Origin of the sequence: Candidatus Methylopumilus planktonicus, assembly GCF_000981505.1 — a bacterium.
GTDB classification, from domain to species: Bacteria; Pseudomonadota; Gammaproteobacteria; order Burkholderiales; family Methylophilaceae; genus Methylopumilus; species Methylopumilus planktonicus.
In genome coordinates this window covers 587866-600158 of record NZ_LN827929.1, presented here as the reverse complement: position 1 = coordinate 600158, position 12293 = coordinate 587866, and the positions used below count along the sequence as shown (strand labels likewise).

Annotated in this window: 12 protein-coding genes; 4 read left to right on the top strand and 8 right to left on the bottom strand. The window is 36.6% G+C overall.

Annotated elements, in window-relative coordinates:
- Nucleotides 1-4: 4 nt before the first annotated feature.
- Together lolA and BN1208_RS03345 are read right to left on the bottom strand one after the other, a co-directional pair.
- Nucleotides 5-1012, bottom strand: coding sequence for an outer membrane lipoprotein periplasmic chaperone LolA (gene lolA / locus BN1208_RS07130; protein WP_052734627.1), 1008 nt, complete (start codon nt 1010-1012; stop codon nt 5-7).
- Complete coding sequence (locus BN1208_RS03345) at nt 1005-3305, bottom strand: DNA translocase FtsK (protein WP_046489273.1); 2301 nt, start codon at nt 3303-3305, stop codon at nt 1005-1007. The genes lolA and BN1208_RS03345 overlap by 8 nt, the downstream gene beginning before the upstream one ends.
- Nucleotides 3306-3473: 168 nt before the next feature.
- Between BN1208_RS03345 and trxB the strand changes: the two genes are divergently transcribed.
- On the top strand, nt 3474-4415 hold the full coding sequence (trxB, locus tag BN1208_RS03340; protein WP_046487869.1) for a thioredoxin-disulfide reductase: 942 nt from the start codon (nt 3474-3476) through the stop codon (nt 4413-4415).
- Nucleotides 4416-4419: 4 nt separating this feature from the next.
- Nucleotides 4420-4974, top strand: a complete 555-nt coding sequence (locus BN1208_RS03335; RefSeq protein WP_046487868.1) for a Smr/MutS family protein — start codon at nt 4420-4422, stop codon at nt 4972-4974.
- On the opposite strand, the gene BN1208_RS03330 is transcribed toward BN1208_RS03335, so the two are convergent.
- From BN1208_RS03330 to BN1208_RS03315, 4 genes are read right to left on the bottom strand one after another with little or no spacing between them, the layout of a single operon-like run.
- Nucleotides 4971-6800, bottom strand: coding sequence for an ABC transporter ATP-binding protein (locus tag BN1208_RS03330; RefSeq protein ID WP_046487866.1), 1830 nt, complete (start codon nt 6798-6800; stop codon nt 4971-4973). The two genes, BN1208_RS03335 and BN1208_RS03330, sit on opposite strands and share 4 nt — an antisense overlap.
- Nucleotides 6801-6806: 6 nt before the next feature.
- The gene (gene ispF / locus BN1208_RS03325; protein WP_046489271.1) at nt 6807-7283 is read right to left on the bottom strand and encodes a 2-C-methyl-D-erythritol 2,4-cyclodiphosphate synthase; all 477 of its coding nucleotides are present in this window, start codon (nt 7281-7283) and stop codon (nt 6807-6809) included.
- A gap of 9 nt (nt 7284-7292) precedes the next feature.
- Nucleotides 7293-7988: a 2-C-methyl-D-erythritol 4-phosphate cytidylyltransferase gene (gene ispD / locus BN1208_RS03320; protein WP_231854590.1), complete on the bottom strand. Its 696-nt coding sequence runs from the start codon at nt 7986-7988 to the stop codon at nt 7293-7295.
- 30 nt (nt 7989-8018) lie between these two features.
- Entirely contained in the window at nt 8019-9209 is a 1191-nt protein-coding gene (locus BN1208_RS03315; RefSeq protein ID WP_046487865.1) for an ammonium transporter, read from the bottom strand.
- A gap of 211 nt (nt 9210-9420) precedes the next feature.
- Between BN1208_RS03315 and BN1208_RS03310 the strand changes: the two genes are divergently transcribed.
- Both BN1208_RS03310 and hslO read left to right on the top strand, forming a co-directional pair.
- Nucleotides 9421-9762 carry a DUF3301 domain-containing protein gene (locus BN1208_RS03310; protein WP_231854589.1) on the top strand — a complete coding sequence of 114 codons (342 nt, stop codon included), beginning with the start codon at nt 9421-9423 and terminating at the stop codon, nt 9760-9762.
- A 4-nt stretch (nt 9763-9766) separates the two neighbouring features.
- On the top strand, nt 9767-10654 hold the full coding sequence (gene hslO, locus BN1208_RS03305) for an Hsp33 family molecular chaperone HslO (protein WP_046487863.1): 888 nt from the start codon (nt 9767-9769) through the stop codon (nt 10652-10654).
- Here the strand turns inward: hslO and BN1208_RS03300 are convergent.
- Both BN1208_RS03300 and BN1208_RS03295 read right to left on the bottom strand, forming a co-directional pair.
- Nucleotides 10644-11420, bottom strand: coding sequence for a TrmH family RNA methyltransferase (locus BN1208_RS03300; RefSeq protein WP_046487861.1), 777 nt, complete (start codon nt 11418-11420; stop codon nt 10644-10646). The genes hslO and BN1208_RS03300 overlap by 11 nt on opposite strands.
- A gap of 1 nt (nt 11421) precedes the next feature.
- Nucleotides 11422-12276: a TraB/GumN family protein gene (locus BN1208_RS03295; protein WP_046487859.1), complete on the bottom strand. Its 855-nt coding sequence runs from the start codon at nt 12274-12276 to the stop codon at nt 11422-11424.
- Nucleotides 12277-12293 lie beyond the last annotated feature (17 nt).

Here is a 12293-nt window from a genome sequence, read left to right as displayed (position 1 = left end):
AGAATTATTTACCTGAGATCTCTTCTTGAATTAACCACTCGCCATCTATTTTTTTAACTAAAAGTGATTTATTGGATATCTCAGACACCTTGTCAGAAGTATATCTTTGTTTAAATTGTATACGAGCTAAATTTTCGACTTTTGTAATTAACTTTATATCTTCAATTTCAACGAGAATCTTTCCTTGTGATGATATTTTTTGCCTTCTTGAGGCTTGCCACAAAGATAATGCGTCACCATTTGGAGCTTTAAAATCTTGTGCGTATTTACTTAAATAAAGATCAATATCTTTAGTTGACCAAGCATTTGCCCAGTCATTTGCAAAAGCAATTAACTCTGCATCTTTATTTTTATTCGGATTTGGTGTTGTCGAAAAGTTGTTCGATGTGCCACCGTTTTGAAAAACGTCAACGCCATTAGGTAACTTGAATAAAAAATCATTATCAGTCAAGCTCACATTGAATTTTGCATTCTTAAAACTAATTGTTGTTATATGTTCAAATGCATCAACAATTTGCATCACAGATAATTTATTTTCGATTAAACCAAGCATGATTTTAGTAAATCCAGCCCCTTCCTCCTTAGGAATAGCCTCAACCCAGATGACATTTTGATTAGCTTCACCTCCAACTGGAGCTTCTATATTTTTAAGTATGAAATATTTTTCAATATTTTTACCTGCAATAATTAAAAGTGGCGTTGACCCACCAACTTTAGCTATCGGATTGATAGAAACTTGCCTCAGATCCTGGTCATACATATAAAGCCGATCACCATCGCTAATGATTTGATTTTGATAAGGCTTTAAATAATCCCATCTAAACTTATTAGGTCTTTTAAATAGCATTACGCCTTCAACATCTTGGAGTTTTAAACCCTTCTTATCTAAAACAACCTGACTAAATTCAGAAGACATACTTGAGACGTTACTTAAAAAGGCATTAAGATCTGAAATACCTTCAGCAGATACATTTAAAGAAAAAATTAGAAAAACAGAAAACAGTTTAATCATTTTGATTTGGGGCTAGGATATCTCTATTGCCATTACTTTGCATTGCGGAAACAAGTCCGGCTCTCTCCATATCCTCAATAATTCTTGCGGCACGGTTATAGCCAATGCGTAAATGTCTTTGAACTGAAGAGATGGATGGTTTTCTAGTTCGCAATACTAATTCAACAGCCTCATCATAAAGCTGATCTTTCTCGCCTGAGAAATTAGAGGAAGAATCACCGTAATCTCCACTCTCTGAAGTTTCGTTGGTTAAAATACCTTCAATATAATTTGGCTCACCATGTGCCTTCAGGTAACTCACAACTTTATGAACTTCTTGATCAGATACAAATGCCCCATGAATTCTTTGTGGATAACCTGACCCAGCAGGTTGATATAACATATCGCCTTGCCCAAGCAAAGTCTCGGCCCCCATTTGATCTAAGATTGTTCGTGAATCAATTTTGCTAGCTACTTGAAATGCTATTCTTGCAGGAATGTTAGCTTTGATGAGTCCCGTGATCACGTCTACCGAGGGCCTTTGTGTGGCTAGTACTAAGTGGATACCAGAAGCCCTTGCTTTTTGAGCAAGTCTAGCAATAAGCTCTTCAATTTTTTTGCCTACCACCATCATTAAATCTGCAAGCTCATCAATCACAATTACAATAAGTGGCATTTCAGATAATGGTTCAGTATTTTCTGGATTTATGGGGTCTGCAATAGGAGAGCCATCTTTAATACTATCTTTAATTTTTTGATTGTATCCAGCTAAGTTTCGAACGCCCAATACCGACATGAGCTTATATCGCCTTTCCATTTCACCTACAGACCAATTTAATGCATTGGCAGCTTGACGCATATCAGTGACGACCGGCGCTAATAAGTGAGGGATTCCTTCATAGACAGATAACTCAAGCATCTTAGGATCAATGAAAATCATCCTCACTTTTTCAGAGTTGGCTTTGTAAAGTAAACTTAAGATTAATGCATTGATCGCAACCGATTTACCCGAGCCTGTAGTGCCTGCAATTAATACATGTGGCATTTTAGATAAATCAGCGACCTCGGGACGACCTGAAATATCTTTTCCTAAGGCAATCGTGAGAGAAGCGCTCGTATCTGCGAAAATTTGTGAGCTCATAATTTCTGACAAGTAAACAATCTGCCTTTTAGGATTGGGTATCTCTAAACCCATACATGTTTTACCAGGAATGGTTTCAACAACACGAACACTCACAACAGAAAGTGCACGCGCTAAATCTTTCGATAAGTTAGTCACTTGACTGCCTTTAACGCCAGGTGCTGGCTCAAACTCATATCGGGTAATTACAGGGCCAGGTTGAGCTGAAATTACTTTTGCTTCAATACCAAAGTCCATTAATTTCTTTTCAATGAGTCGAGATATAAACTCAATCGTTTCTGACGATTGCGGTTCGACTTGATCTGATGGCTGATCTAAAAGATGAAGAGGCGGTAATAAATTGTCACTAAAATTAAACAATGGAATTTGTTTCTCTTTTTGTACACGCTCACTTTTTTTAATTTGTACGTCAGAAGTTTCAATATTTAATGGCGATCTATTTTCAGATTTTCTGCGCTCACTCTCCAAGAGCTCTAATCTCTGCTGCTCTATAATTCTCCCATGTTTGCGATCTTGCCAATCTCTATATCGATATTGCCCTCTTTGAAATAAAGCGAAAGTAAAGTGGCCAGAATGCTCTGAAATTTTAAGCCATGACCATCCTGTAAATAAGCTAAATCCGATCGCAATCGATGTGATCAAGAAAATACTTGAGCCTACATAACCCAAAGAGGAAAGTAATGCTTGATCAAACAATTTTCCAAGTAAGCCGCCTTGGCTTAATGGAAATTGAGCTGGGAGATCTATTAAATGTCCTGCTTCAAAAGCAGACGAGGCAGAAATTAAAAGACAGAAACCAAAATAATTAAAAAATAAAAAAGAGCGATAGCCTTTTAAGTCTTTATTGTATTGAGGATAAAGAAGCCATATGCTAAAGAAACATAAGAAGCTTAGCCACCAGCTCGATAAACCGAAAATATAGAGGAGTAAATCAGATAAATACGAACCAATAATCCCGCCAGCATTATGAATCGAATTTGAGCCACTGACGCTATGAGACCATGATGGATCTTGGCTAGAGTATGTCGCAAGTGTGATGGTTAAATAAAGGCCTAAAAAAATTAAACTTAACCACCAAGCTTCGCGTGTAAGCTTACTTTTAATCCCACTAAGTTTATTATCCTGTGGAGTTTGGCTAGCTTTTCCAGTTTCTGATTTTTTTTTAAAAAACAAGGTTGTAAGCACTCGGAATGTTTCACCAATTATATCAGTTTGAAGTGGCAAAAAATGGTGAAAAAAGCTTCAAAAAGAGCCACTTCAGTCAAAAATAGGTTTGCTTAATCAGGCGATGAAAACTAAAATTGATCGTTTGCAACTTCACACTCTTTTCAGGAATTTTTTATGGCAAAACATGCCCAACTTATCATCCTTGGCTCTGGTCCAGCAGGCTATTCTGCTGCAGTTTATGCTGCTAGAGCAAACCTTAATCCCGTTCTTATCACTGGGATTGCCCAAGGTGGCCAGCTGATGACTACAACAGATGTTGATAATTGGCCTGCGGATCCTGATGGCGTTATGGGTCCTGAGCTCATGGAGCGCTTTGAAAAACATGCTAAGCGCTTTAACACTGAAATTGTGTTTGATCATATTCATACGACACACCTTAAAGAAAAACCTATTCGACTTATAGGTGACTCATCTGAGTACACTTGTGACGCACTTATTATTGCAACTGGCGCATCAGCAAAATATCTTGGATTGCATAGTGAGACTGCATTTTTAGGAAAGGGTGTATCTGCTTGCGCAACATGCGATGGCTTTTTTTACAAAAATCAAGAAGTCGCGGTTGTTGGTGGTGGAAATACAGCTGTCGAAGAGGCGCTTTACCTATCTAATATCGCAAATAAAGTAACATTAATTCATAGACGCGATAAATTCAAAGCTGAAGCTATTCAGATGGATAAAATTCACGATCGCGTAAAAGAAGGAAAAATCGTTCTTGAAACATTTAAAACCCTAGAAGAAGTTTTAGGTGACGCCTCAGGCGTCACTGGAATAAAAATTAAAGATGTAAATACAAATGAAAGTAAATCTATAGAACTCAAAGGTGTTTTTATTGCTATTGGTCACCAACCCAACACCTCAATTTTTGAAGGTCAATTGGATATGGAGAATGGTTATATCATCGCAAATGCTGGTCGTCATGGTAATTTTACAGCGACTTCAATTTCTGGTGTGTTTGCAGCAGGTGATGTTCAAGATCACATTTATCGCCAAGCAGTTACAAGTGCTGGAAGCGGTTGTATGGCGGCACTTGATGCAGAGAGATTTTTAACGAAATAATGTTATGGCAAAAAATGAAAATGATAAAGATGAAATTAATTTATTCAGAGAAGCCGTTAAAGGTGCAACCCCTTTACAAATCAGTCCGAAAAAAAAAGAACATAAAGTACCTCAAAAAAAACCTAAGCCCGTCCCTCTAAATTTTATAAGGGATGAAAAACAAGCGCTGATTGACTCTATTAGCGATCACTACGAACCACTTCATGACATTGAAAATGGTGATGAGTTATTCTATATCAGACAAGGTCACTCGCCTGATGTATTAAAAAAACTAAGGAAAGGCTATTGGGTGGTGCAAAAATCTATTGATCTTCATGGCATGATTTCGGATGAAGCAAAAGCATATGTGGTTCAATTTATAGTGGAATGTAAAAAAAATAATATTCGCTGTATTCGTATTGTCCATGGCAAAGGCTATAACTCTAAAAACAAAGAGCCTATTCTTAAAAATAAACTCAAGCATTGGTTAGCGCAAAAAGAAGAGGTTATCGCATACGCTCAGGCGCGAGCACATGATGGAGGTAGCGGAGCTGTTATTGTGTTATTAACCGCACATTAAGCTTCACCCAAAAAACCTCCGCTTTGATGCTTCCAAAGTCTCGCATATAAGCCTTTCTTTTTAATAAGCTCATTATGAGGCCCCTCTTCTATAATCTTACCTTTATCAATCACAATAAGCCTGTCCATTGCAGCAATAGTGGATAGGCGATGTGCAATTGCGATCACTGTCTTGCCCTCCATTAATTGATAGAGACTTTGTTGAATAACAACTTCAATTTCAGAATCAAGTGCGCTTGTTGCTTCATCTAATAATAATATAGGCGCATCTTTTAACATGACTCTTGCAATAGAAATACGCTGTCTTTGGCCTCCTGATAACTTAACGCCTCTTTCACCAACATGAGCTTCGTAGCCTTTTCTAGAAAGGTTATCTTCCAACTGCATAATAAAGTCATGGGCTTTGGCTCTTTTCGCCGCACCAATCATTTCACTTCGTGTTGCATTAGGCCTTCCATAGACCACATTGTCTTTAACTGATCGATGAAGTAAGGATGTGTCTTGTGTAACCATACCAATCTTTTCTCTCAAGCTATTTTGATTTACTTTTGATATATCTTGATTGTCGATAGTAATTACACCTGATTTAAGATCATAAAATCGCAATAACAAATTTACGAGTGTAGATTTTCCTGATCCAGACCTGCCTACTAGACCAACTTTTTCGCCAGGCCTAATATTCAATGAAAAATTATGAATAACTGATGTTTTTTGATTGGGATAATTAAAAACAATGTTTTGAAATGAAACTGAAGCTTTTTTTATGATGAGATCTTCTGCATTTTTAATATCTTTAATTTCTTGCTGAATTGAAAGTGTGTTTAGGCCGTCTTGAAGAGTTCCGACTTGCTCATATAAGGATGTCATTTCCCACATTACCCAGTGCGAGATACCATTCAATCTCAAAGCCATAGCTGTTGAAGTTGCAACTACTCCAACCATGATTTCATTCTTCGACCAAAGCCAAATTGCAACAATAGCTGTTCCAATCACAAGCAACATACTTAAAAAATGATTAATAATTTCAATCCAGCTAACTAATCGCATTTGCATATTCACTGCACCTAAAAAATCATTCATTGCAACCTTGGCAAAGTTCGCTTCACGTCCGGCGTGAGAAAAGAGCTTGATAGTACTTATATTTGTATAAGCATCTGTAATACGCCCTGTCATTAATGACCTTGCATCAGCTTGATTTCTAGATAATTTACTTAAGCGTGGTACAAAATAAATAAGAACAAGAATATAAAAAAGAAACCAGCTAAGAAATGGAAGCATCAGGATTAAATTGAATTTACCTACAACAAAAATCATCGTTAAGAAGTAAATAATCACGTACACCAGAATGTCAGCCAAAATGAACCATAAATCTCTTACCGCAAGAGCAGTTTGCATAACTTTTGCAGCAACCCTGCCTGCAAATTCATTATGATAAAAGTTCATACTCTGATTAAGAAGTAATCGATGAAAATTCCAACGCATTCGCATAGGGAAAGCACCTGCGAGGGATTGATGCTTAATTAAGGTTTGGAATAAAACAAGCAATGTACTTAAAATTAAAACTGCTAATGCTGACATCAGCATAGAAGCATTTTCAGACCAAAAATTTTCTGGGTTTGAGTGATTTAGTAAGTCAACCAAATAGCCCATATATGAGAATAAAATAGCTTCGAAGCTACCTATGACAGCTGTTAATAGAGCCATAAATAAAATGAGCCATCTAAGATTTTTAGTGCAAGACCATACAAACAACAACAAGGTTTTGGGTGGTGTAGTTAAAAAGTACTCAGGAAAAGGATTAAGAAGTTTTTCAAAACGCTGAAACATAAAAACCTATTTAGACTCTAATAAACAAATAGCCTGAGCTGCAATACCTTCGCCTCTTCCAGCGAATCCTAGAGTTTCAGTTGTTGTTGCTTTCACATTCACTGCGTGAATATCTATATTACAATCTAATGCAATATTATTTTTCATTAGGTCAATATACGCTGCTAATTTAGGTAATTCACAAATTACTGTGGCATCAATATTAATAATCGAATATTTTTTTTCTTGAATTAATAAAATTACTTTCTTCAAAATGTCTCTGGAGTCTATATTTTTAATAGATGGGTCTGTATTTGGAAAATGCTTGCCTATATCTCCAAGCCCAGCTGCACCACATATTGCATCAGCAATTGCATGTAAAAGAACATCCGCATCTGAATGGCCGTCCAATCCCTTATGAAAAGGAATTTCAACTCCTCCAATAATACATTTTCTGCCGTTCACTAACTGATGAACATCAAAACCTTGTCCAACTTTTATCATCATAAATACCTATTCAGTGATTAAATGCTCAAGAATACTAAGATCTTCTTGATAAGTTACTTTGAAATTTTTAAAATCGCCTTTAATTAATTTTGGCTTCATTCCTAACCGTTCGATTGCTTGAGACTCATCGGTTGGAATACCATCAAATGACTTAAGTGCGTCGATTAGCATTTTATACCTATACATTTGAGGTGTTTGTGCTTGCCATAAATGATCTCTTAATGGCGAATCAATAACCCTATCTTCTTTGTCAGATTTTTTTATAGTGTCTGCTATGGGGTATGCAAGCAAGCCGCCTACTGGATCATTTTTTAATGTCTCTATTAGATGAATAACATCTTTTTCTTGGACGCCTGGTCGCGCTGCATCATGAACTAAAATCCAATCACTGTCGTTCATATGAGTTTTTATTGTTTCTAATGTATTAAGAACTGTCTTAGCTCGAGATTCTCCGCCACAATAATGCACATTCACTTTTGATGACAAAGAAAGATTAAGTGTGTTCCAAAGATCATCTTTTGGCTTAAGTGCAATATGAATAGAATCGACAAGGGGAATATTTTCAAAAACACGAATAACTCTTTCAATGAAAGTTTGTTTGTGAATTTTAAGGTACTGTTTGGGCTGGTCCAATCCCATTCTGGAACCTGAGCCTGCTGCAGGAATAATGATATGAAATTTCGCCATGGGAAATTTTAACATGGCAACAGACAATGCTTTTAAGAGATAAGATTAATCTTCTGCGTTAGCTGCAGTTTTATGAATCGAAATATCAGCACCATTAAATTCTTCTTCTTGGGTTAATCGAATACCAAAGAAATGCTTAAGGGTGCCGTAAACTAGGAATCCACCGATAAGTGCTATCAATACGCCTAATAAAGTTCCTATAAGTTGAGATGCAAAGCTAACACCTCCCATGCCACCAAAATAAGTTGATCCAAAAATGCCTGCGGCAATACCGCCCCACGCACCACAAAGTCCATGCAATGGCCACACACCCAACACATCATCAATTTTTAAACGATTTTGTGTAAGAGTAAAGGTCCATACAAAAAGAATACCTGCGACTAAACCCGTAATCAGAGCGCCAATGGGATGAAAAATATCTGATCCTGCACACACTGCTACAAGACCTGCAAGTGGCCCGTTATGGATAAAACCGGGATCATTTTTTCCAACGACAAGAGCTGCTATAGTCCCACCCGCTAATGCCATTAGAGAATTAATTGCTACAAGGCCTGAAATACCATTCGCTGTTTGCGCTGACATAACGTTAAAACCAAACCACCCTACAGTTAGGATCCAAGCACCTAAAGCCAAAAAGGGGAAATTAGATGGCGGGTAAGCATGCAGCCTTCCATCTTTACCATATCTACCATGTCTTGCCCCAAGTAATAAAACAGCCGCTAAAGCTATCCAACCCCCCATGGCATGGACAACTACTGAACCTGCAAAATCGTGGAATTTAAACCCAAAATTACCTTCAAGGAAAGATTGGACCCCTAAATGATTATTCCAAGCAATACCTTCAAAAAATGGATATACGAAGCCAACCAAAGCAAAAGTAGCTGCTAATTGAGAATTGAATTTAGCTCTTTCAGCTATACCACCCGATATAATTGCAGGAATAGCTGCAGCAAAAGTAAGTAAAAAGAAAAACTTAACGAGTTCATAACCATTTTTAGCAGACAGAGTTTCTGCGGGTGACAAGAAACTCACGCCATAGGCAATGCCATAGCCTATAAAAAAGTAGGCCAGTGTAGATACTGAAAAATCGACAAGGATTTTAACAAGCGCATTGACTTGGTTTTTATGACGAACAGTGCCAACCTCTAAAAATGCGAAGCCTGCATGCATAGCTAGCACCATAACTGCGCCCAATAAAACAAATAAAACATCATTTGCACCAATTAAGTTATCCATAAAGGGCTTTCCTCATCTATAAGTATTAAATTAGACTTGATTTTATATAAGGATGAATAAAAATAAGAGATTGTGATTTTTTTATTTTAAAATTTGTAAAAAAATCTACTTTTAAGCACTATTTTTGTGCATTTCTATGAAATACTTTTTTAATGCACACAAATAAAGCATAAAAATAATCATTAAAGTCTCACTGAAGCACGTTTAAGATATGAAGATCATTTTTAAAATTACATTTATGCTTGAATATATCCTTCTTGTTTTACTTATTGTGACCGTTTGGTTTTGGATTGATACAATCTCAAAACGTGAGCTTGCCATTCAACTTGGGAAAAATTTATCTAAGCAATTTGATCTTCAGTTTTTAGATGAGACAGTTGCATGCGAAAAAATTACATTAAAACGAAATGAAAAAGGTCAGGTTGCCATATTAAGATGTTACGAATTTATGGTGAGCAGCTCCACAAACGATCGAATCAAATGTAATCTTTTCCTCTTAGGAAAGCATTTACATAACTGGCATATCCCGCCCTACATCAGCATGGAAATTTAATTTTATGCATAACTCAGAAGACAAATTACATCGATTTATTTTTGAAAACACAGATATTCGGGGTAACTACGTAAGGCTAAGTCATGCAATCGAAGAGGCTACGCAACATCAAGCGCTACCTCAGAATCTTCATGCCATATTGGGAGAGCTTATGGTGGCAAGCTCTCTCCTCGCTTCAACACTCAAGCTTGACGGCTCACTGACGTTGCAAATTCAAACCAATGGACCACTCAAATTATTAATCGCTGAATGTAATGGAAATTTAGGGATGCGGGGCACGGTTAAATGGAGAGGTGCTATTGAATCTCTGACGCCAATAGACCTTATTAAAGAAGGCCACTTCATTATTACTTTAATTCAAAAAAATGCAAAAACGCCCTATCAAGGCATCGTGCCTATGGAAGGAAACTCAATCAGTGAACTTCTTGAAAATTATATGATAAGGTCAGAGCAGATTCAAACCAAACTCTGGATCTATTCTCAAAATGATATTTTTCATGGCCTTCTTATTCAAAAGCTTCCATTTAATTCTTCAGCGGAGGAATTAAATCAAGATGAAATGAAAAATATTTGGGAAAGAATTGTTGAATCTGCTAACCAATCGTTTAGTGAGCTTCGTCCTGAATTAGAAGTATCTGAGATTCTTCAGAATGTATTTTCATCAGAAACAATTCGCTTATACGATCCAACTCACCTTGGCTTTGCCTGTAGCTGCTCCAAAAAAAGTGTTGAAAACATGCTTCAGCTTATTGGAAAGGAAGAATGTAACTCCATCATTGAAGAGCAAGCTTCCATAACAATTCACTGCGATTTCTGCAATGAGTGCTATCAATATTCAGAAGATGAAGTAGATTTTGTATTTAACGAATCGAATAACTCGGTTAATCACTAAAATTTTCTTGCCTATATTTTTCATATAAACATATCGATACAGCAGCAGAAACGTTCAATGATTCAATCCCCATTTCCATAGGGATATGAATGGAATGCGAAGTCAAACTTATAGTTTCTGACTGAAGGCCACTTCCTTCGTTGCCAAAAATAAAAGCAACGGGCCCTTTTAAGTTTTCTTTAAAAATAGATTTTCCAGTTAATTCAGTTGCAAAAATTTTTCCCTCGAAAGTATTTGTAATGTCAGAAAAAACAGCATTCTCAACACATGGCAAATAAAAATGAGCGCCTTGCCCTCCTCTTAATACTTTAGGTGACCATAAATCAGCACAATGATCAGACAAATAAACAAGATCTACGCCTGAGGCGCTTGCAGATCTTAAAATGCTTCCTAAATTACCCGGGTCTTGAATATTTTCCAACAATAAAATACAGTTCTGTTTTTTTGGTGCATCTAAATGTGGAATGTTAATAGATGCAAGAATGCCTGTCGGGGACATAACAGGAGCTATTTCAGAAAAAAGTCCTGCTGGAAATTCTAAGACTTGCGTATCTTCATTTAAATATCCTGAGATCTTATTTATGTCACTACCTTGAATTAAAGCCACAGAGTCTGGGGAGCCAAAGCGCTGAGCATAAGACTCAATGAGGTGTATACCGTCTAGAATGGTTTGCTGAACTTCATACCGATAACGAGGGGATTCACTAAGTTTCTTTAAATGCTTAAAATGTTGGTTGCCACGAGATGAAATTAACTGGCGTTTCATATTATTCAAATGCTTTTATAGGTGACATTTTAAAGCCTGAATCTCTTAACTGATTTAACAAGCCGTCCTGACCTGCTAAATGGGATGCGCCGACTGCAATAAATAATTGTTTATCTTTTGAAAGCTCTTTAATTTTTATGGCCATCTTCTTATTTCTCTCACCCATAAGCTTAACTTTAATTTTAGCCCACATAGCTTCTGGCATTAATTTACCTGTTAATCGTTCATCAGTTTTTCGTATTTGCTCAACATCACCTGAGACGTATTGTTTCATGAGTAAATTGTAATCAGATAATTTTTCTTTCTCTGTTTTTTTTAAAACCGCCCTAAGTATTATTAATTGTTCATCGTTAGAGAGAGAATCCATCGTAGCAAAATGCTCTTGTGATGACTCAAGCCCTATAACTTCTTTATCTAAATCCTCTGCCATTGCCGTTAAAAGATAGTCCTGATTGAATTCGGTATGGGGCTTGGGTGAATCAAAAATAATAGCTAAGAGCCAAGGCTTCATTCTTATAGCATTCTCAAAATGCATGACATGAAATTCTGCTAGTTTTTTAATTTGCTGCAGCTCTATCTCATTTAAATCCGTGACTAGGGAATGATTCTGCATAAAAAGATTTTGTGAGTGATCGTTGGGCGCAATTTCTACTAAAAGAAGATCTGATGCATTGACGGATTTTTTAACAATAGGTAGGAACTTAATAATTCTATTGTCATCAGTATGCATAGTACCGAATAAATAATGCGTCGAGCCATTGGGTGCTTTTAATTTCCAGAACAACCCTCGCTCACTAGCGTAAGCGATTGGGACTATATTTAAGAGTAAAATAACTAATATAAAAAAACGTTTCATACCTTGAAATTAAATTA

Coding starts and splice junctions, on each gene's coding strand:
- lolA (WP_052734627.1), bottom strand. CDS start 1,012: ATGATTAAACTGTTTTCTGTTTTTCTAATTTTTTCTTTAAATGTATCT.
- trxB (WP_046487869.1), top strand. CDS start 3,474: ATGGCAAAACATGCCCAACTTATCATCCTTGGCTCTGGTCCAGCAGGC.
- BN1208_RS03335 (WP_046487868.1), top strand. CDS start 4,420: ATGGCAAAAAATGAAAATGATAAAGATGAAATTAATTTATTCAGAGAA.
- BN1208_RS03330 (WP_046487866.1), bottom strand. CDS start 6,800: ATGTTTCAGCGTTTTGAAAAACTTCTTAATCCTTTTCCTGAGTACTTT.
- ispF (WP_046489271.1), bottom strand. CDS start 7,283: ATGATAAAAGTTGGACAAGGTTTTGATGTTCATCAGTTAGTGAACGGC.
- ispD (WP_231854590.1), bottom strand. CDS start 7,988: ATGTTAAAATTTCCCATGGCGAAATTTCATATCATTATTCCTGCAGCA.
- BN1208_RS03315 (WP_046487865.1), bottom strand. CDS start 9,209: ATGGATAACTTAATTGGTGCAAATGATGTTTTATTTGTTTTATTGGGC.
- BN1208_RS03310 (WP_231854589.1), top strand. CDS start 9,421: ATGAAGATCATTTTTAAAATTACATTTATGCTTGAATATATCCTTCTT.
- hslO (WP_046487863.1), top strand. CDS start 9,767: ATGCATAACTCAGAAGACAAATTACATCGATTTATTTTTGAAAACACA.
- BN1208_RS03300 (WP_046487861.1), bottom strand. CDS start 11,420: ATGAAACGCCAGTTAATTTCATCTCGTGGCAACCAACATTTTAAGCAT.
- BN1208_RS03295 (WP_046487859.1), bottom strand. CDS start 12,276: ATGAAACGTTTTTTTATATTAGTTATTTTACTCTTAAATATAGTCCCA.